General features: G+C 45.8%; 14 protein-coding genes. 6 read left to right on the plus strand and 8 right to left on the minus strand.

The window, feature by feature from the left end:
- Positions 1-83: 83 nt before the first annotated feature.
- Together NAF29_RS16800 and mdh are read right to left on the minus strand one after the other, a co-directional pair.
- Positions 84-4,688, minus strand: a complete 4,605-nt coding sequence (locus NAF29_RS16800) for a family 31 carbohydrate-binding protein (RefSeq protein ID WP_251262791.1) — start codon at positions 4,686-4,688, stop codon at positions 84-86.
- 561 nt (positions 4,689-5,249) lie between these two features.
- Complete coding sequence (gene mdh, locus NAF29_RS16805) at positions 5,250-6,182, minus strand: malate dehydrogenase (RefSeq protein ID WP_251262792.1); 933 nt, start codon at positions 6,180-6,182, stop codon at positions 5,250-5,252.
- A 242-nt stretch (positions 6,183-6,424) separates the two neighbouring features.
- Here mdh and argR point away from each other — a divergent pair, with 242 nt between their 5' ends.
- Positions 6,425-6,892, plus strand: a complete 468-nt coding sequence (gene argR / locus NAF29_RS16810) for a transcriptional regulator ArgR (protein WP_251262793.1) — start codon at positions 6,425-6,427, stop codon at positions 6,890-6,892.
- A 397-nt stretch (positions 6,893-7,289) separates the two neighbouring features.
- Here the strand turns inward: argR and NAF29_RS16815 are convergent, their stop codons facing one another.
- From NAF29_RS16815 to NAF29_RS16825, 3 genes are all read right to left on the minus strand, one after another.
- On the minus strand, positions 7,290-8,570 hold the full coding sequence (locus tag NAF29_RS16815) for an ammonium transporter (protein WP_251262794.1): 1,281 nt from the start codon (positions 8,568-8,570) through the stop codon (positions 7,290-7,292).
- A gap of 40 nt (positions 8,571-8,610) precedes the next feature.
- Positions 8,611-8,949 (minus strand): P-II family nitrogen regulator, encoded by a 339-nt coding sequence (gene glnK / locus NAF29_RS16820; RefSeq protein WP_251262795.1) that lies wholly within the window; start codon positions 8,947-8,949, stop codon positions 8,611-8,613.
- Positions 8,950-9,171: 222 nt separating this feature from the next.
- Entirely contained in the window at positions 9,172-9,525 is a 354-nt protein-coding gene (locus NAF29_RS16825; protein ID WP_251262796.1) for a YacL family protein, read from the minus strand.
- A gap of 116 nt (positions 9,526-9,641) precedes the next feature.
- Here NAF29_RS16825 and msrP point away from each other — a divergent pair, with 116 nt between their 5' ends.
- Genes msrP through NAF29_RS16840 form a run of 3 tightly spaced genes read left to right on the plus strand, consistent with a single transcriptional unit; the run spans position 9,642 to position 12,736 of the window.
- On the plus strand, positions 9,642-10,604 hold the full coding sequence (gene msrP, locus NAF29_RS16830) for a protein-methionine-sulfoxide reductase catalytic subunit MsrP (RefSeq protein ID WP_251262797.1): 963 nt from the start codon (positions 9,642-9,644) through the stop codon (positions 10,602-10,604).
- On the plus strand, positions 10,604-11,245 hold the full coding sequence (gene msrQ, locus NAF29_RS16835) for a protein-methionine-sulfoxide reductase heme-binding subunit MsrQ (RefSeq protein ID WP_251262798.1): 642 nt from the start codon (positions 10,604-10,606) through the stop codon (positions 11,243-11,245). Before msrP ends, msrQ begins: the two co-directional genes overlap by 1 nt.
- Before the next feature lie 15 nt (positions 11,246-11,260).
- Entirely contained in the window at positions 11,261-12,736 is a 1,476-nt protein-coding gene (locus NAF29_RS16840; RefSeq protein WP_251262799.1) for a sensor domain-containing diguanylate cyclase, read from the plus strand.
- Between the two features lie 76 nt (positions 12,737-12,812).
- On the opposite strand, the gene acnB is transcribed toward NAF29_RS16840, so the two are convergent.
- Positions 12,813-15,413, minus strand: a complete 2,601-nt coding sequence (acnB, locus tag NAF29_RS16845; protein WP_251262800.1) for a bifunctional aconitate hydratase 2/2-methylisocitrate dehydratase — start codon at positions 15,411-15,413, stop codon at positions 12,813-12,815.
- A gap of 285 nt (positions 15,414-15,698) precedes the next feature.
- Between acnB and NAF29_RS16850 the strand changes: the two genes are divergently transcribed.
- Together NAF29_RS16850 and NAF29_RS16855 are read left to right on the plus strand one after the other, a co-directional pair.
- Positions 15,699-16,700 carry a response regulator gene (locus tag NAF29_RS16850; protein ID WP_251262801.1) on the plus strand — a complete coding sequence of 334 codons (1,002 nt, stop codon included), beginning with the start codon at positions 15,699-15,701 and terminating at the stop codon, positions 16,698-16,700.
- Between the two features lie 4 nt (positions 16,701-16,704).
- Positions 16,705-17,682, plus strand: coding sequence for a sensor domain-containing diguanylate cyclase (locus NAF29_RS16855; RefSeq protein WP_251262802.1), 978 nt, complete (start codon positions 16,705-16,707; stop codon positions 17,680-17,682).
- 80 nt (positions 17,683-17,762) lie between these two features.
- Here NAF29_RS16855 and NAF29_RS16860 read toward each other — a convergent pair whose 3' ends face one another.
- The gene (locus NAF29_RS16860) at positions 17,763-18,656 is read right to left on the minus strand and encodes a DUF3014 domain-containing protein (RefSeq protein ID WP_251262803.1); all 894 of its coding nucleotides are present in this window, start codon (positions 18,654-18,656) and stop codon (positions 17,763-17,765) included.
- Positions 18,657-18,759: 103 nt separating this feature from the next.
- On the minus strand, positions 18,760-20,844 hold the full coding sequence (locus NAF29_RS16865; RefSeq protein ID WP_251262804.1) for a M13 family metallopeptidase: 2,085 nt from the start codon (positions 20,842-20,844) through the stop codon (positions 18,760-18,762).
- Between the last annotated feature and the right edge of the window lie 173 nt (positions 20,845-21,017).

A 21,017-nucleotide genomic window follows, 5' to 3' on the forward strand; every position in this document is an offset into this window, starting at 1 on the left:
TGATTCAATTGCTCGAAAAAGCCGATGCATCAACACGCATCGGCTTTTTAATTGAGATCTTGCTTATCGCCAAGGCCTTGTTATTACAAAGAGCGTAAAAAGCTCAATAATTGTTCTCGTTCTTGTGATGATGCATTCTGGTAAGCTTGACTCGCTGTAGCAGCTTCGCCGCCATGTACTCTAACAGCTTCATCTAACCCTTGAGCTCGTCCGTCGTGCATGAACAAAGCATCACGGTCATCACCGAGTTGACGCAATTCGGCTTCGCTGGCACCCAAGGTGCGTTGAGCAATACCTGGCGCTTGCGCGTTGTTAAAGCCCATTCCTGTATCGGCTTCCATACTGACTAATACAACATTCGCAGAGCGGCCAATCCCCCAAAGTGGGGCCGTACGGAAAGAACCATCTCCTAAGTCATGCGCTTTCATGTCGGTGTATGGACGAATCACATCGCCATTGGTCAGTTGCAATGTTTCTTGGTGACATGCGATACATTGCATTTTTCCTTTGAACAGTGCTTCTCCGGCAATCACAGATGGATCAAACATAGTGCTCTTGTCACGCTGTGGCACCCCCACTAACTGGGAATAGTGAGTCAGTTTATCCACTAAACCGGCATCTGGATTTGGCACACCAAAGTCAGCTTCAAGTGCAAAGCGAACAGCAGCTTCAACAGAGTCGCGGCTCCCTTCCCAACCAAAACCGACTTTTCCTGGGAAATCGACCACTTGCTCTAGCAGCCCTAAACCAATGAGAGGTGGAGCAATACGCTGATGACCATTTGGTAAGGTGAACACGGTATCACTTCGCCCATCATTGATATGGCACGATTCACATGTGTCAAACTGAGCACCGTGTTGTGGTGTCCCAATCGGATCACGCAAGTCCTGGTGTTGGCGAACAAAGTCGCGTACTTGTTGCAAATCATCGGTGTGTTGATGTTGCATAAATGCCGCTGAACGCTCATAGACCGTTGCTCCGTGCGCATCAATGCTCGCTTCACCACCTAACAATGCCCGTGGGTCAACCGATTCTCTCGCCCAACCATGACCGGGTACGTAATAAAACATTTGAGAGTACAAGTTTGCACCCGCACCACCTACAGGCTGCACACGTAATTCCCAGTCAACATTCTGGCCATAAGAGAATACTTGTCCGGCATTACAGTTCGCTTCGTTCGGCCCCACTTGATCACAGCGGAAGCTATAACTGTGCAATGGGCTACCGTCACCTGCACGCGCACCTTTACCTTCAATTCCTGAGAAAATAATTTCAGAACTTTCTTGGAATGGAGACTCTGCTTCATATGTAAAAACAACATTGAAGATTAAGTCTTGACCAACTTGGTCTTGCGCAACCGATACCACAAAACGTGGCACATGCATAAAGTGCGTGGCTGAGTTTTGGATAGAGCTAGTGCTCTTGGCAAATACATTGTGGTCGTTAAATACCCCTTGTGGGTGCTGACGACGAGTCCACCCCGCAAAGTCCTCTACACCAGAGCTTGTCCAGTTGCCCGACACACATCCTTCAGTACGGTTCAATGCATACAGCGCAGAGTCCGCATACTCCAGTGCATTCCCCGTTTTTCCAGGATCAGACATAGGCGTGAAGAAGCGCTCGTAAGACACGTAGTAACTCACTTGGCCTTCTAAATATTCACTTGGAATACTCAAGGTCGCTGAGTCGCCATTGCGAGAGCCTTCCACTGTGCCAATATGCTCGACTTGTCCTGACGCACCGTTGGTGCGAAAGAAGACTGCACGGATGCCATTGCCCCAAACTTCACTGGCAAGCAAAGAACCCGCTCGGAACACTAAATCAGTACCTTCAATATAAGTGTGATAACCGAACGTTGGAATATTGTTTGAATACAAGTTTGAACACATAGGCAGAGCCGATTCTTGCCATGTTAAGTCTGCAAAATCAGGCGTGGGTAAGTCGGCAACGAACCATACTCCGTTTACACCATGACCCACAGTATCGCTAGGCTGCGAATCGTTCACGTAAAAATACAGGTTGTCACCATCTAACGTCACTTGCAGAGAGCCGTCCTCGCGTAATGACGAGCCTAAGGTGACACCTGCTGGCGCAACCAGTTGATCCTCAGATGCAACAGTGTATGGAGGCCAAACACCGGCGCAAACGCCGTTACATTGACTTGGGCCACCGGCATCAACATCAAACGTGTACAAGGTAAACCCGGCTAGGTCCGAATCGGCACCTGCGACAAGGAAGTTGCCAAGCGTGGTATCATTCACCACAGCAACCGTTGCTGCTGGCGTCGGCTCACCTGGGTTAGTAGGGTCTGTTGGATCAGTCGGTTCTGTGGGATCCGCTGGGTCCGTTGGAGTTCCAGCATTTGCAGTGAATGTCGCAGATTTGTTAACCATCACCTGACTGAGAACATCGTCTTGAGCTTTAAATTCAAGCTCATAGGTTGTACCTAACATTGCTGGTACATCTCGATAAAACAAGCCATTTTCACGAGTGCCAGCGCGACAATCGCTGTTCACACAAATATAGTTCCAGCTTGCAGTCCATCCCTTATCTACGTGGTACACGCGCATGGTTGAATCATCAACATAAGCGATTCCAAATTGTTCTGCTGGCTGCACTGGAGTTTCAGGCTCTGTTGGCTCAACCGGAACTTCAGGTTCAAAGGGTTCTTCTGGCTCAACCGGAACTTCAGGTTCAGAGGGTTCTTCTGGCTCAACCGGAACTTCAGGTTGCGTCGGTGCTCCGGAAGAAGCCTCAAAAGTCACAGAGTCACCCACAATGAATTGGCTTACCGCGTCATCTTGAACTTTAAATTCAATTTGATAAGTCGTACCGATCACCGCAGACACTTCACGGTAGAACACCCCTTCTGATCGAGTAGCTGCGCGGCAATCGCCATTCACACACATGTAGTTCCAGCTCGCAGTCCAACCGTTGTCTACGTGATATACACGCATGGTTGTATCATCAACATAGGCGAACCCAAAGTTTGCTGCAGGAGTCACTGGAGTTTCAGGAGCCGCCGGTTCAGTTGGTTGCTCTGGTTCTATCGGTTCTTCCGGTTCCGTTGGAACCTCTGGTGCTGTAGAACCCAATGACGTGAAATCAACACGGTCGAGGTTCAACGCAGCATCACCTGAATCGAATCCGACCTTTACCGTTGCACCTGCGGGAACTTCAATAGACGTAGTTAACGGACGATACGTTCCCGCCCAGGAACCTGTGCCACTGTATGCAACGTTATTATCTGTGCCATTGACGTAAATAGAGATCGTGCCAGAGTTCATTGATGCAAAATACAGCGTCAATTCATCAGCCGCAGGGGCGTTTTCAAACGCCACTCCAGAGTTGGGCGTATAAATATACGCAACGCCTTGCCCACCTTGAGCTGCAGCATCATCAAATACTTGGGCATCACCCGACAACACTCCATTCTCTGCTTGCAGTGTCGTGGTGGTCGGCTCTGAAGGTTCAACAGGGGCGACTGGCACGGTAGGATCCGCTGGGTCGATTGGCACCGACTCTGAACCCGCCAACAGGAACCCGTTTTCCTCACTTACAAACTCAGTAAAATAATCCTTAATATCAGTGCTTTGCTGAATTCGCGAGTCCGTATATTTAAAGAAATTTGCACCGGCTTGATCAGCAGCACTCTCCCACTGAGGCTGCGACGTCCAATCGGCATTAATGTAATGCCACGCTTTGGTTGAGGGGCGCACAATTTCTGCATTCTTTTGCGTAAACCAGTCTAAATTGTTCACAATAGTGACTGGGTTTGCCGTACCTTGTGCAACTCCCTGGCTACTGTTAAATGGAATACCGAAATCGTATTGTGTCCCTAAATCGCCGTGAGGTGTCACTTCCGCGACAAACAGGGGGAGCCCTTCAATTTCTGCAATTTCTGCTTCTTCGTTAATGTCACTGGCAAATTGAGACACTCCCACCCAGTCAACATATTGCTTACCAGGCCAATAGCCCTGCTCTTGATTACCAAGGGCTTGGTTGGTGACACGTCCCGTACCGTGAAACGCATCTGACTGCCAAACATGCGCAACGTTAGATACGCCTTGCTCGTCTAGGAAGGTTTTAACGTATTTATAAATACTGCGGAATGCGTCAGCGCTTAAACCATGCGCATCGCCATTGAACTCATAACATGTTCTTAAAAAGAAACTTGTGTTTTGATGCTCTTTGAAGAAATCTGAAAGTTCTATTAGCAGGTCATCGTGCGTGCCGTTTTGAGCAAGCCCTTGGGCTTGACCATTGCCCGGACAAAACATGCCCAGCGCCACAACTTCAGGTTGGTATGTTTCAATCGCCCACTGAGCATTTTGAATTCCAGAGCCCCATTGGTTGCGACGCTCAGAATCACTACAACCGTCTGCGGTGTATGAGTTGTAGTTATCAATATTCTTCAACCCATCCAAACCTTTAAAGCAATAATTGGTTGTGGTCTCGGTGGCTCCTCGAGTCAGCGTTGTATACATGGTTAACCCATGTGGACGTGGCAGACTCGCATCCGCCATGTAGTCTTGAATTGACACTTGATCTTGGCCTAACAAGAACATCCGCTGGCCATCAGCGGGAATAGTCGGCTTACCCGCTGCTGCGGCGTAAGTTGCGCCCACGCAACCTGAGACAGCAATAGCAAGTCCTAACCCTTTATGGGAACGCTTCAATTTGGTCATTTTTAACCCCTCTAGCTCTTTGGTCTTTCCTGTCGCTATCGCAACGAGAAAGGCGTGTTATCTGTCGCATGAATTTGAAATCACAAACGACTAGATTGCGGTGAGCGTCCGTTTGAAATATCTCTGTATTTTTTGGCTCTATTGGCCAGAGATTTTTAAGTTATTCCTTTTGCAATTCACAAGTAATCACACCTTCACCAGCAAGGTTACAAATCATTAACAAATGAGAAATTAAAAACTACAACTAAAAAACAATGCGTGATCTAAGTCTGAACTTATCGTCCAAACAGTGATCAAAAACACAATAATGTTATCGATAACAGTTCAGTTAGCAACGAATTAATGCACCCTTAAACTGCAATAAATAATATTAACGACCTGCATAATGCATAAAAATGTTTTCGGTAACACAGAGTGAAAGAATCATTCAGGAAGGATCAACTATCGGATGAATTGACGTTGGGACGGGTTTAAGGCAGCGCGATTAAAAACGAAAAAACGAGCCATTGAGGCTCGTTTTCATTCGGTCAATCTATCTGCAATTGCAGAATTCGATGAGGCTTAACTTTTGACGAATTCAACGCCTTTGGCGATATCACCTTTGAGAGTATCGAGCATGCCTTCAAGTGCATCTTTTTCAAATGCGCTAATTTGCCCGTAACCGAGAACTTCTTCAACACCATTTGTGCCTAAGCGCAAAGGTTGAGCAAAAAATTCTGCATGGTCACTACCGCCATCGACGTAAGCACACTCAACAACATTCTCGCCATTCATGGCTTTGACCAAAGACAAACAGAAACGTGCTGCTGCTTGGCCCATAGAAAGAGTTGCAGAGCCGCCGCCAGCTTTAGCTTCAACGACTTCTGTACCTGCATTCTGGATGCGAACAGTCATCGCTTCAATTTCTTCAGCTGTGAAATCTAAGCCTAATTGGCTAATGAGCGGAAGAATAGTGACACCACTGTGACCACCGATCACATTGATGTTTACGTCAGCAGGGTTCAAACCTTTCGCTTCAGCAATGAAAGTTTCTGCACGAATGACATCAAGCGTTGTCACACCGAACAGTTTGCTCTTGTTGTAACAACCTTTTGCTTTGAACACTTCTGCAGCAATAGCGACTGTAGTGTTCACAGGGTTTGTGATGATACATACCGCTGCCGTAGGACATACGTCAGCAATTTGCTCTGCCAAGTGCTTCACAACACCCGCATTGACGTTGAACAAATCGGCACGGTCCATGCCCGGCTTACGCGGAACGCCCGCAGGAATCAAAACAATATCAGCACCTTCGAGTGCTTTATGTAAGTCGTCCTTGCCAAAACCATCAATTGCTACTGCCGTAGGGATGTGGCTTAAATCTTTTGCAACACCCGGAGTGACTGGGGCAATGTCATACAAAGCCAATTCAGAACCTGCTGGAAGTTGAGTTTTCAAAAGCAAAGACAACGCTTGCCCAATACCACCAGCGGCACCAAGAACAGCAACTTTCATAGTTATTCTCCTATTGAATAATTTTTATGTAGGGTAATTATATTATTAGTTCACTATCACAAGACTGAACCCGATTGAAGCTCATGATCTTGTGCTAAATCAAACCGCGAACACCGGACGATTTCCATTGTCCAATATCGTAAAGCAAAAAGTACGCGTTTAGTTCTCAATGCGCAGCAACCAAGTTTGCCGATTTATGCAAATTTATGCAAAATGAATGCATAACAAATTAAGGACTCGTTATGCAGACCAACCAGCAAGATACCTTAGTCAAAGCATTTCACAACCTGCTCAAGCAGGAGCGATTTGGTTCTCAAGGAGAAATAGTCAACGCACTCAAACAGCAAGGCTATATCAATGTAAACCAATCCAAGGTTTCTCGGATGCTCAGCAAGTTTGGAGCAGTACGAACACGTAATGCTAAACAGGAGATGGTTTATTGTTTACCCGCGGAATTAGGCGTACCTACGACTTCTAGTCCCCTTAAAAATCTTGTTATCGACATTGATCACAATGATTTAATGATTGTTATTCGAACAAGCCCAGGCGCAGCTCAGCTTATTGCCCGTTTGCTCGACTCTGTAGGCAAAGCCGAAGGCATCTTAGGAACAATCGCGGGCGATGATACCATTTTCATCACGCCAACCAAAGCTGTGAATATTGATCACACACTTCGCGCAGTACGGAATCTATTTGGCTACAACGACTGATCGTTTTTAACATGGATAATGGGCCATTTTTCGTTGCTTCGCTAAGATAAAATGGCCTAACGTCCAACTCTCAATGGGCTTTATGGCTAAGCTGCATCGACTCAAGCAAGTCACCTCCTTTAATCACACCGTCAGTCGCCTATTCAGCCCTACAGCGTTGTCTCTGCCAAATATTCAGCTCGTCTCTAGATGGCGACAAATGAATCACTATTCAGTATCTACTGTCGCATAGATCACGTCACAACGGGGTAAGACATACCTAATATTCACGCGCCTGCATTGAGTCAAAAATGAGATCATGATCTTGTCGCCAATACGCGGGATATCAACAAACAAATTCAAGGCATAAAAAAACCGGAGCATCCGCTCCGGTTTATTCAGATAAGTTGGTTCTAGCTTACTTGCTGCTAGATACGAACTCTGGGTATGCTTCCATACCGCAATCTGTAACGTCAGTACCAGCGTACTCTTCCTCTTCAGAGACACGGATACCCATGACTGCTTTGAGAATTCCCCAAACGATTAAGCTTGTTACGAATACCCATACGAAGATAGTTAATGCACCAACCAGTTGGCCCATGAACGTTGCGTCAGAATCAGACAGAAGTACCGCGAATATACCCCACAGACCAACTACACCGTGGACAGAGATAGCACCCACTGGATCATCAATTTTAACTTTATCCAAAGCCAAGATTGAGAACACTACAATCACACCACCAGCAGCACCAATCAATGTTGCTAATAGTGGAGTTGGGTCAGCAGGCTCTGCTGTAATTGCTACCAAACCAGCCAATGCGCCGTTGAGGATCATCGTCAAATCAGCTTTCTTGAATAAGATTTTAGCAACGATGAGTGCAGCAATCGCACCACCAGCAGCCGCAGCATTTGTGTTCAAGAATACGTTAGCAACTTCGTTTGCTACCGCAATACCACCCAATTTAAGAGTAGAACCGCCGTTGAAACCGAACCAACCCATCCATAGGATGAAGGTACCTAACGCTGCCAATGGCAAGTTCGCACCAGGAATCGCTTTCACTTCACCGTTAGGACCGTACTTACCTTTACGAGCACCCAACAACAATACGCCAGCAAGAGCAGCCGCTGCACCAGCCATGTGAACAATACCTGAACCGGCATAGTCACTGTAGCTCAATTCATACAGACCAAATACGCTGTCGCCGTTCCAAGTCCAAGAACCTTCCATTGGATAGATGAAACCAGTCAGTACCACTGCGAATGCTAAGAAAGCGAATAATTTCATACGCTCAGCAACCGCACCCGATACGATAGACATTGCTGTTGCAACGAATACAACTTGGAAGAAGAAGTCTGATGCACCAGCGTATTCGCCCATGTCACCAAAACCAGACTCTTTAGATGCGTCAAGAACCGATGCAATCGCTGCGTCGTCCATGCCAGCAACAGTTGTGATACCTGATAAGAAGTATCCACCGTCATACATAATTTCGTAACCACATACTAAGTACATGGTACAAGCGATAGCAAACAAGGCTACGTTTTTAGTTAGAATTTCAGTTGTGTTCTTAGCGCGAACCAAGCCAGCTTCCAGCATTGCGAAACCAGCGGCCATCCACATAACTAATGCGCCACAGACTAAGAAGTAAAAAGTGTCGATTGCGTATTGCAATTCGAAGATGTAATTAAGATTGTCCATTATTTTCTCCCGGATGTGTCAGACAGTGAAAACCAAACTCTTATAGAGCTTCGTCGTCAGCTTCGCCTGTACGGATCCGTACAGCTTGTTCCAAGTCATAAACGAAAATTTTGCCATCACCGATTTTGCCGGTGTATGCCGCTTTGCTGATTGCTTCTACTAAGCGCTCAACGCTTTCGTTATTCGTTGCGATTTCTAATTTTACTTTTGGCAAGAAATCGACTTGGTACTCTGCGCCGCGATATAGCTCTGTATGGCCTTTTTGGCGTCCGAAGCCTTTAACTTCAGTTACAGTCAGACCTTCAATTCCGACTTCTGAGATGGCTTCTCTGACATCATCCAGCTTGAATGGCTTGATGATTGCTGTCACAAGTTTCATCGTGTACTCCCTAGAAAAGTTTTATAATCGAAGGATTATTAACAAACATCATGCCAAGGAGAATTTAAACAATAAAAATCAATAGGATAGATTCAAATAGAAAGGTTTTATTAATAATTTGTAACAGTGATGCACAAATTTGATCAGCTCCAATGGATCAAAGTAGTGCAAGTTACAAGTTGCATCACATAAAAGTTACATGCAGCACCATTGCAGTGCAGCTTAAGGAAATAGGTGTTCTACCCATGCCTCGAGTAACTGTAAGAAATCTTCTATACCGGCATCCGCTTCGAGCGCCTCACCGTCAAGTTTTAAGCCATTCCCATCATCTTCGTAATCTTCAAATAAGCTGTGATGTTTCACAGAAATAGAATCATTATCTTTCGTTAATCGCCATTCATCACCATCTTCAAACCATTCATCTGGCCCTGACTTTAGGCGTTCAATTAAAGACTCTATATACGTCACTTCCGCTTCAAGTTCGTAACTTAACCATGCACCAAAGGCTTCATGAGGATGAGTCACTCTTGCTAGAGTTCTCAATTCACTGGGGTCGAAGAAAAATTCAAAGTCCATGGTGTTCACATCGGTTTAGTTCACATAATTATAATAATAGCGCATCCTGAAACGAGATTTTTTCGTTTAACACACGGTCTAATGCTTTGTGGGTATAAAAAGATGGAGTGTATGGAATGAAACGTGTTCGATTTAATCATTACTCGTTACCTGAGCATCAGGTAACATCAGAATCTTTGTACCTAAACCGGCGCCAACTCATTACCAGCGCCAGTGTCTTAACTGCTGCGGCAATGCTCCCAAATAGTGGCCATGCAGCCACTCAAAGTCGACTTAAGTTTATTAAAGACGACTCAGCTCTGGCCGTGACACCAGAAGCCAAAGCGACCACGTACAATAATTTTTATGAATTTGGCACGGGCAAAGACGACCCCGCGGATAATGCCCAAGATTTCAAAACTACACCTTGGTCAATCAAGGTTTCTGGCCATGCGGAAAACACAGGCACGTTCCATTTGGAAGATATTCTGAAGTGGAACCCGCTTGAAGAGCGCGTGTACCGCCTGCGCTGTGTAGAGGCTTGGTCTATGGTAATTCCTTGGATAGGGTTTCCATTGGCTGAAATGATCAAACGCTTCTCCCCCACCAGTGACGCTAAATATGTGGCATTTCAAACGCTCCATGATCCAAAGCAGATGCCGGGACAACGGAATCGTTTAATGGGAGGCGGCATCAATTATCCTTATGTGGAAGGTTTAACTATTGAAGAAGCCATGAACCCACTCACATTAATTGCGGTAGGAATGTATGGAAAGACTATCCCACCTCAGAATGGTGCGCCTGTTCGACTCGTTTTGCCGTGGAAATATGGCTTCAAAAGTATCAAGTCGATCGTGTCAATTCGTTTCACAAGCGAGCAACCAGAAACGACATGGAATCAATTAGCCCCTAGCGAATACGGCTTTTATGCCAACGTAAATCCGGAGGTGGCTCACCCTCGATGGAGTCAAGCCAGCGAGCGCATTATTGGTACCGGAGGCATTTTTGGTCAGAAGCGTCGCGATACCGAAATTTACAACGGATATGCCGACCAAGTTGCACATATGTACACCCAACTCGGCAAGAAGCAGTTTTATTAATGGCCCTGATTCGTAGCAAAAATCACCTTCTAGTCATTAAGTTGCTATTGCATGTGACCTGTTTAACACCAGCCGTGTGGATGTTTTGGCTTGGCGCAACCGATATGCTCGGAGCCGATCCAGTCAAAGCACTCATTCATTTTTATGGTATTGGGTCGATTCATTGTTTGTTTGCAACTTTAGCCGTTTCTCCCGCTATTCGTTGGACGAAAACCCCAGCGTTGTTGCAGGTACGACGCATGCTTGGCTTATATGCGGCGTTTTACGCATCCATGCACATCATTTGCTTTGTGGTGTTTGAATGGCAATTGCAATGGCTTGAAATTGGAAAAGAGATCATCAAGCGTCCATACATTACTGTAGGCATGGTGACGTGGGTACTGCTGGCCATACTAAGCTTTACATCGTTCAAACGCGCTCAGCGCGCATTAGGTAAGCGTTGGGGGCAAGTTCATGCCTTAGTTTATCCTTTGTTAGTATTGGCATTGGTGCATTTTTACTGGTCGCAAAAAAGCCCTTTAAACGAGGCTATCTTATATGGCATGTTGGGTGTCTCACTTCTTGCATGGCGACAAAATAAATTGTTCATTTGGTTTGAATTTTTCAGATCTAGCAAACACACTAAAACCATGCATAGATGAATAAAGGGCTCTCCATTGCCATATCAAACGGCAACCTCGCCTACAGTGTCGAAGAAGAAATATTGGCAATTCCAATTAGTCATTGGTTTTTTATGGCTATGCGTAGCAGTGATCACTGTCTATTTCCGGTCGACCGACTTTGTCACGGTCGCATTCATTCCGGCAGCATTTAGTTTTTCGCTGGTGACCTGCTTTGGTCGCCAAGCCCTTCCCGGTATTATCGTGGGGTCAATGTTTGCATCCATGTTTGCTCTGATTCATGTCGTGGAGCCAACAGAAGATGCTTTTTATTTCTTACCTCAAATCATTCTCTATTCCGTCACTCATGCATTATGCTTTTACATGGCTCATCTTGGGCTTGTGCGATACACCAAAGGGTCACTCAAACTAGATCAACCCAAGCACGTATTTGCTTTGGTGTACGCGACAATGGCGACATCGGTGATCTCCACAACCATTGCCACTTTAGTTTATTTCTTAATTGATTTAGACATTGCTCAACTTTTAATCGATTTGTTTTTATTACGCTGGATGTCTAACATCACCGGCACCCTATGTTTCACCTTAACGTTCATGACGGCATTCTCTTATTTTCGTTGCGAACAATTCTTTGACCACGCATATATTGATATTGCATATCTCAGAAACAATTTAAATATTGATTCGAGATTGCTCAAAATTACACTGCTATTTACCAGTACTATCATCGCCCTCGAAATAGCAGGCTTCTACATAGAAACCGATCACGCAGTTATCGGATGGATGGGTATTGTAGCGACGCTTTGCTTTGCCCATGTCGCGATCAAACTAGGCCCGAGTGCACTGGCTATCATCATCTCCACATTTGCCTTATTACTCATTGTAAGCGCCTCATCACTTTGGGGCGTCTACACTGTTTCTGAAGTTCAAATGTTGCTGCCAACACTTTCAATTGCCGGCATTTTGATCCTCGCTCTCACCGGTTCAATCGGCAATAACCGCCACTTGAATACCTTAGCTCACACAGATGAACTCACTGGAATAGCAAACAGGCGCAAGTGGATTTCACACGCCTCACAAGAGTTTTTGCGTTCAAAAAGATATGACCGAATGATGAGTATCATCCTCATCGATCTTGATTTCTTTAAACGCATCAATGATGAATACGGTCATGATGGCGGTGATTTGATATTGCAGCGCTCAGCCAAAATATTCTGTAATCAGCTCAGAGATGAAGCTTTGGTTTGCCGCTATGGCGGTGAAGAGTTTGCAGTGATTGTGCCGGAATGCTCGGCGCAACATGCAGCGATTGTGGCCGAACGCATGCGTGAATCATTGTCCAGAAGTACAGTGGAATACAATAATAAAACACTTAAAGTCTCAGCAAGTTTTGGCGTTGCAGAAATACAACACACTCACGCTAAGTTGGAATCTCTCATTAAAGATGCCGATGAAGCACTCTATCAGGCCAAACACAATGGAAGAAATCAAGTGATGATCAAACCGGCTTAAGCACTTAATTCCAACGTCTAAACGCAAAAAAGCCAGCATTATGCTGGCTTTTTTAATCATGCGTGTTTAGCCCAATTTAGACTTCCGCAGTTTGGAAAATAACCTCGTCGGCTTTCTTCGTATACTCAGGCATCTTATGGAAATTCAAATAGCGATAGGTATCCGCTGCATCTGCACTGATTGTATCGGCGTATTGCATGTACTCATCTTTATTTGGAATTTTACCAATAATTGACGCCACAGCCGCCAATTCAGCAGAGGCTAAGTAAACGTTAGCGCCCGTGCCTAAACGGTTGGGGAAGTTACGCGTAGAAGTTGAAACCACCGTAGCTGCATCTGCAACACGCGCTTGGTTACCCATACACAACGAACAACCTGGAGACTCAGTTCGAGCACCCACTTTACCATAAATGCTGTAGTAGCCTTCATCAGTGAGCTGTGCAGCGTCCATCTTGGTTGGTGGAGCAACCCACAACCGTGTTGGCAACTGACCTTGGAACTTCTGCAACAGTTTACCTGCGGCACGGAAGTGACCAATATTAGTCATACACGAACCAATGAACACTTCATCGATACCTACGCCTGCAACGTCTGACAATGTCTTCGCGTCATCAGGATCGTTTGGACAACATAAAATAGGCTCATTGATATCGGCTAAGTCAATTTCGATGACTTCAGCATATTCCGCATCGGCATCAGCTTCCATCAACTCAGGGTTCGCCAACCAGTCTTGCATCGCTTGAATACGGCGCTCAATAGTACGGCGATCGCCATAGCCTTCTGAGATCATCCACTTCAACATCACGATGTTAGAGTTAAGGTATTCTTTAATTGGCGCTTCATCTAGCTTGATCGTACAACCTGCCGCTGAACGTTCGGCTGATGCATCTGACAATTCAAACGCTTGCTCAACAGATAATGTTTCAAGACCTTCAATCTCAAGTACACGACCCGAGAAGGCATTTTTCTTACCTGCTTTTTCCACTGTGAGTAAGCCAGCTTTGATGGCGTACAGAGGAATAGCATGTACCAAATCACGTAAGGTAATGCCTGGCTTCATCTCGCCTTTAAAGCGAACCAGAATTGATTCAGGCATGTCTAATGGCATAACGCCTGTAGCCGCAGCAAATGCAACCAAACCTGAACCCGCAGGGAATGAGATGCCCAGAGGGAAACGCGTATGAGAGTCACCGCCTGTACCCACTGTGTCTGGTAACAACATGCGGTTGAGCCAGCTGTGAATTACACCATCGCCTGGACGCAATGACACGCCACCACGGTTCATGATGAAATCAGGAAGCGTGTGATGCGTTTCAACATCAACCGGTTTTGGATAAGCAGACGTGTGACAGAAAGACTGCATGGTCAAATCAGCAGAGAAACCGAGACACGCCAAATCTTTCAATTCATCACGCGTCATTGGGCCAGTTGTATCTTGCGAGCCCACAGTTGTCATTTTAGGTTCGCAGTATTGGTTCGGACGAACACCTGCTACGCCGCACGCTTTACCGACCATTTTCTGGGCAAGGGTATACCCTTTTGCAGAATCTTCAACAGAAGCAGGACGGCGAAATACGTCACTTACCGGTAAGCTCAAAGACTCACGCGCACGGTCCGTGAGGCCACGGCCGATGATCAAAGGAATACGGCCACCGGCACGTACTTCATCAATCAACACATCCGTCTTCAACCCAAACGTTGAAATGACTTCGTCAGTGCCGTGCTTACACACTTTGCCTTCAAATGGGTAAACATCAATCACATCACCCATGTTCAACGATGTCACATCGACTTCGATAGGCAACGCGCCTGAATCTTCCATTGTGTTGAAGAAAATAGGTGCAATCTTGCCGCCTAAAACAAAGCCGCCAGTGCGCTTGTTAGGCACGTATGGAATGTCATCACCGAAGAACCACAACACCGAGTTGGTAGCCGACTTACGTGATGAACCAGTCCCTACAACATCACCGACATATGCAACAGGGAAACCTTTGGCTTTCACTTCTTCAATTTGAGCTAGCGGACCAATTTCACCGGCTTTTTGAGGAACGATACCGTCGCGCTCATTCTTTAACATGGCCAAAGCATGTACTGGAATATCTGGACGAGACCAAGCATCAGGAGCTGGCGACAAGTCATCGGTATTGGTTTCACCGGTCACCTTAAATACCGTCAAGGTGATTTTTTCTTGCAATGCGGGCTTGCTCAAGAACCATTCTGCGTCGGCCCAAGATTGCAGCACTTGCGCTGCAAATGCGTTACCAGCTTTGGCTTTTTCTTCAACGTCATAGAATGCATCAAACATTAACAATGTATGAGACAGTGCTTTCACCGCAATAGGGGCAAGGGTATCAACATCCAACAACTCAACCAAAGGCGCGATGTTATAACCGCCCTGCATTGTTCCCAACCATTCAGTGGCAACTTCAGGCGATAGGATTGTCGATGACACTTCGCCTTTTGCGATAGCAGCCAAGAAGCCTGCTTTAACATAAGCAGCTTCATCCACACCTGGAGGCACGCGTTGTGAAAGAAGTTCAAGCAAGAAGTCTTCTTCACCTGCAGGTGGATTTTTAATTAATTCAATTAATTCAGCAGTTTGTTCTGCATTAAGTGGTTTTGCAACCACTCCTTCTGAAGCACGTTGTTCAACGTGTTTGCGATAATCGTTAAGCACAGTAATTTCCTCTCGTCAGTGGGAGCCTTGTGCATCAAGTACAAAGGTAAGGCATTGGGTTTTAGTATAGATTTTTGCCCACAGAATAAGCCGCGCCATTATATATACAATGCCCAGTAAAGGCCAATTAGACCAAAGGCGAACCCTGTGCAGCGAAGTTGTGAAAAGATAGTAGATCATTAAAACCCCAAAAATTAGGAATTGATCAACCATTAAAGTCGAAACATGACACTCCCTTGATGTACAATTAACCAGTTAATTCGCCCTAAAAGATTTGAATAGTCCGTGGTTAAAACCGTTCTGATATGCGACGACTCTGCGCTAGCGCGTAAACAAATGAATCGCAGCCTACCCGAAGATTGGGATGTAGAAGTTCTTTTTGCCAAAGATGGACAAGAAGGCTTCACCCTATGCCAAACCGAACAAGTGGATCTGATGTTTCTGGATCTCACCATGCCCGTAATGGACGGCTATCAAGTACTTGAGAAACTTCAACATCAAAGCAAACGGCCAGATGTTGTAGTGGTCTCGGGCGATATTCAAACTAAAGCACTTGAACGCGTCACCGCAATGGGAGCCGCTGAGTTTTTGCGTAAACCAGCTTCTCGTCAAGAGATTCGACACATTCTCGAGCGCCATGGCTGGTATGTGCCAAAACCTGAACGGACTACGCCCAATGAATTAGACGCGGTTGAAGTGTCTGAAATGGACGCTTATCGGGAGCTAGCAAACGTTGCAATGGGTCGCGCTGGCAGTTTGTTAGCAGAAGTACTTGATGTATTCGTCAAGCTTCCAATTCCCAACGTGAACGTATTGGAAAGTTCAGAGCTACACATGGCACTTCAAGCGGTGGATGAGTACAGCGACTTATCTGCGGTGTGTCAGGGCTTTATTGGCGACGGAGTCTCAGGCGAAGCATTCTTGTTGTTTGATGATACTAAATTTGATGACATGGCTAAGTTGCTTGGCCACGAAGCCAACTTAGATAATCAAGCCGAAATTGAAGTCCTGATGGATTTATCCAATATCCTGATTGGCGCTTGCCTTAAAGGCATTGCTGAAATGCTACATATCCATTTCAGTCAAGGACACCCTGTCGTGTTGGGGCAACACTGCCGAGTCATCGACTTGATCGCTGCAAACCAAAACCGGTGGCAGAAAAACCTCGCCATCGAAATCAACTATTGCGTAGAAGAGCACGATATCAACTGTGATCTACTCCTTGTATTCACCGAAGAGTCGCTTCATGTACTCAGCGAAAATATTAAATACCTAGTCGAGGGATAGTTACATGGCTGCAATGAGTAATGATTTCCTTGAAATGCACTGGATGGTCACGATGATCCACCACATCGATGTGGGTTTAGTCGTGCTCGACAAGGACTATCGAGTTCAGGTATGGAATGGCTTCATGAAAAACCACAGCGGACTGACGCCCGATCAGGTTCGTAACCGAGAAATTTTTCGCTTGTTCCCAGATATTCCCGAACGCTGGTTTCGGCAGAAACTCGATAGTGCTCGGCTATTAAAAAATCGTTCGTTCACCACTTGGGAACAACGTCCTTACGTATTTCGTTTTCAAAACTACCGCCCAATTACCGGCTCATCGGCCTTTATGTATCAAAACATGACCGTCTGCCCACTTGAGTCGATCAAGGGAGAAATTGACCATATTGCGCTCATTATTTACGACGTCACCGACGAGGCTGTGAATAAAATTGAGCAAAAACTTGCGAATGCCCGCTTAGAAGAAATCAGTCGAACCGATTCCATCACTCAACTATTTAACCGTGGGCATTGGGAAGAACGCCTGCGTCATGAGTTCGCTCGTATGCAGCGAAGCAAACAGCCGAGCACGCTGGTAATGATCGACATTGATCATTTTAAAGCAGTCAACGACCAATACGGCCATGTTGCAGGCGATGAAGTGATTCGAGAAGTCGCTCGTCGCTTGAAGCGCACCAAACGCAATGTAGATATCGCAGGCCGGTTCGGCGGCGAAGAGTTCTCTATTTTATTACTCGATACTCAGCCTGACCAAGCACTTTACTTTGCCGAGCGTTTGCGCAAAGCGGTGGCCAAAACGCCCATCGAATTTGAAGATCATGCTATTAGCGTCACCGTCAGTATTGGGATCTCGCAAAACCATCCTGAAATCAATAGTCCATTGGCTTGGGTAGAACGAGCTGATGCCGCTTTGTATGAATCAAAGAAAAATGGCAGAAATCAGGTCACGTTTAGCCCAGACGGAATGCATATGGACGGCTAGCCCGTTCACATTCAGGCACAAAAAAGGCGACTATTGAGTCGCCTTTTTATCAAATAGGTGTCGCTGAATCCAAGCTTTACTTAGTCACTCAGAGCAGGCGGCTGCCATTGCTGCAACGGTCCAGACAGCCCCTCTAATAACAGTCGAAACTTTTGGTTCATTTCAGGCCCAACTCGCAACATCAGCTTATTCACCGGTGTTGATTCTTGCATTTCCAAATCTGCGTACTCAAACATCACATTCGGCTGCGTCAATGCAATAGACGACGATGGCTTTTGTGATGACTTGATCACTTCAAGTGCCTGCAACAAGGTATCGTGGAATTGTTGGTCGGGATACCCCAAGTTCTCGTAGGCATTCTGCAATAATGGATACACGTGGGTATACAAGTCAATCCAATGTTCCCGAGACATTGAGGTAGCTAAATCCAGATAAGGCTGATACCGAGCAATATTTGCGGTAGACCCGTAAATGTTCCCCTTCGCTTCAATCACTTTGTATTGCCCAACAGGTCGCTCAACCGGCAGTTGGTTAAACGTCAAATTGTCTCTCGAAATCGAATCTATGGTCGCAACAAAGCGCTCAATAATGCCTTCATCGGCCAAAAGTTCGATACTTTTACTGGCGATTTTAGCGCGCAATTGTTGCATCAAAGTGGCATCACTAGACTCTAAAGTCGGCAAGACAAAGTCAAATAGCTTAGGTTCTGGTTGGACGGGCTCCGGCAGCTGAACAGGCTCTAATTGCGTCACTGACGTTTCACGTTCAGGCTCAGGGGCTGGCATAATGACTTCGACTTCTTCAATGTCAGGCAGCGGCACGGGTTCCGGTGGTAAAGCAGGTTCTTCAATGGTTGGAAGTTCAGGCTGAACTGGAGCCGTTTCAATTTGCTGATCGGCAAACCACCAAACAGAAACGCCAACAACAACTATGGCCGTTGTACCTATCGCTAACCGGACTAAATTTGGATTCATGACGATCTCCGCCCTGTCACAATGAAAACTTTCATAATAAGTGGCAATAACATGACCGAAAAACAACGGGGCAGCAAGAAAAAAATGCTGCCCAGATAGACAGTTACCAGATTTTCACTCTATTTTCAGGAGCAATGTACATCTCATCACCTTCTTTTACATCAAATGATTCATAGAAGGCCGGGATGTTTGGCACAATTCCAATCACACGATAATGCGAGGGACTATGCGGATCAGTGACCAAACGGCGACGAAGTTCTTCATCACGATAGTTGCGACGCCACACCTGAGACCAGCCCATGAAGAAACGCTGATCGGATGTTAAGCCGTCGATGACTTCACCTTCACCACCATTCAAACTTAACTGTAGCGCTCTATGAGCGACCGTAAGCCCACCCAAATCACCAATGTTTTCGCCCAAGGTGAATTCACCATTGACGTGAGCATCCTCAAATGGGTAATAGGCGTTATATTGCTCAACCAACTGCTTGGTACGCGCTTCAAATGCTTCACGGTCAGCATCAGTCCACCAATTACGTAGGTTTCCATCGCCGTCGTACTTGCTGCCTTGGTCGTCAAAACCGTGCCCAATCTCATGACCGATGACGGCACCGATACCACCATAATTGACCGCATCATCGGCTTCCATATTGAAAAATGGAGGCTGTAAAATGGCTGCCGGAAATACAATTTCGTTGTTCACTGGATTGTAGTAAGCGTTTACCGTTTGCGGCGTCATGTGCCACTCATCTTTATCGATGGGCTGCCCTAACTTGTTCAGCATGTGCGTGTATTCATACATGGCCGCACGTTTCACGTTACCCACTAAGTCGCCATTGACAATGCTTAAATCAGAGTAATCTCGCCACCGATTGGGGTAACCAATCTTAGGTGTGAATTTAGCGAGTTTCTGTTGCGCTTGAACCTTGGTTTCATCCGTCATCCATTCCAATTCATTAATGGAAATTTCAAACGCTTTAATCAAGTTAGCCACGAGCTTTTCCATCCGCTCTTTCGCTTCTGGTTTAAAGTGCTTTTGAACGTATAATTTTCCGACTGCTTCGCCCATCATGCTGTCAATATCATTCACAGCTCGCTTCCAGCGTGGTTTTTGCTCTTCAATTCCACTTAACGTTTTATCATAGAAGTCGAATTTTCGAACCACGAACTCTTCGCTTAGGTATTCTGCTGTAGAGTTGATTAAGCGGACTTTAAGATAGGCTTGCCATGTTTCAACTGAAACGTCTTTAAACAGCGCACCAAGATCTTCAAGATATGAAGGCTGACGCACTACAAATTCTTGAACCGCATCTAATCCGGTTTCAGCCGAGTAAGCTGCAAAGTCAAACCCACCCAGCAGCTGAGTCAGTTCTTGACGAGTCATCTTATTGTATGACTTGTTCGCATCGCGTCGTGCTACGCGATCCCAGTGTGCATGGGCAATCTGAGTTTCGAGTTCAAGTACTTTTTGAGCTGCTGTTTCTGGATCGGGGTGCGACATTTTTGACAGCATGTCAGTCACGTAACCTTTATAGCCCTGACGCAAACTCTCAGACTTCTCATCATCTTTTATGTAGTAATCACGATCGGGTAAGCCCAGCCCAGACTGGTAAAAGTACACAATATATTGGTCGGACTGCTTCGCATCATTGTTCACGTAAAAACCAAATGGAGCGCCGCCGCCCTGCACCAGTAATCTCCCGATATAAGCCGATATCTTTTCATGGGTATTCAGCCCTTCAATGAGATCAATGTCCCAAGCAATCGGGCCGATTCCTTTTTCTTCAATCGCAGCTTCATCCATATAGGTCTGATAGAAGTCACCCACTTTCTGCGCTTCGGTGCCCGCTTCATTTTTACTCGCAGCTGCAGCTTCGATAATCTCGCGCAGTGCCAATTGTGAGTTATCGGCCAACACAGAGAAGCTGCCATAGTTTGAACGGTCGGCAGGAATTTCAGTATTTTTTAGCCAAGTGCCATTCACACTCAAGTAAAAGTCGTCTTGATGACGAACTTGGCTGTCGAAGTTTTGTTTGTCGATTCCGGAAACTAATTGCGTTTGTGCATGAGCGGTGTCAGTAGTCGCTGCTGAATTTTTTTCAGCTGGTTTCTGCTCCGATTCGGAGCAACCTGCCATAAGAAATGTAAGCGCAACACTGGTCGCAATTATTGTTTTTCTGCGATTCATTTTTATCAGTGTCCTTTGAGAAGTTGTCGGTATTGTTTTTTATCTGTCGTTTTATCGGCGCAATAGCCGAACACATTTAGATGGTATGAAAGATATCGTTTAGAAGCTAATCAGAATAATCTTTTGTAACACTTTTAAGACGAATTATTGAATTGAAATCAATTTTTTATTGA

It is taken from the genome of Echinimonas agarilytica, assembly GCF_023703465.1.
Taxonomy (GTDB): domain Bacteria; phylum Pseudomonadota; class Gammaproteobacteria; order Enterobacterales; family Neiellaceae; genus Echinimonas; species Echinimonas agarilytica.

What these genes read in the sequence shown, in the direction of transcription:
- msrP (WP_251262797.1), top strand. Translation starts at nt 9,642, where the DNA reads ATGAAACGTGTTCGATTTAATCATTACTCGTTACCTGAGCATCAGGTA.
- NAF29_RS16860 (WP_251262803.1), bottom strand. Translation starts at nt 18,656, where the DNA reads ATGAATCCAAATTTAGTCCGGTTAGCGATAGGTACAACGGCCATAGTT.
- NAF29_RS16825 (WP_251262796.1), bottom strand. Translation starts at nt 9,525, where the DNA reads ATGGACTTTGAATTTTTCTTCGACCCCAGTGAATTGAGAACTCTAGCA.
- NAF29_RS16855 (WP_251262802.1), top strand. Translation starts at nt 16,705, where the DNA reads ATGGCTGCAATGAGTAATGATTTCCTTGAAATGCACTGGATGGTCACG.
- glnK (WP_251262795.1), bottom strand. Translation starts at nt 8,949, where the DNA reads ATGAAACTTGTGACAGCAATCATCAAGCCATTCAAGCTGGATGATGTC.
- NAF29_RS16800 (WP_251262791.1), bottom strand. Translation starts at nt 4,688, where the DNA reads ATGACCAAATTGAAGCGTTCCCATAAAGGGTTAGGACTTGCTATTGCT.
- mdh (WP_251262792.1), bottom strand. Translation starts at nt 6,182, where the DNA reads ATGAAAGTTGCTGTTCTTGGTGCCGCTGGTGGTATTGGGCAAGCGTTG.
- NAF29_RS16815 (WP_251262794.1), bottom strand. Translation starts at nt 8,570, where the DNA reads ATGGACAATCTTAATTACATCTTCGAATTGCAATACGCAATCGACACT.
- NAF29_RS16865 (WP_251262804.1), bottom strand. Translation starts at nt 20,844, where the DNA reads ATGAATCGCAGAAAAACAATAATTGCGACCAGTGTTGCGCTTACATTT.
- msrQ (WP_251262798.1), top strand. Translation starts at nt 10,604, where the DNA reads ATGGCCCTGATTCGTAGCAAAAATCACCTTCTAGTCATTAAGTTGCTA.
- argR (WP_251262793.1), top strand. Translation starts at nt 6,425, where the DNA reads ATGCAGACCAACCAGCAAGATACCTTAGTCAAAGCATTTCACAACCTG.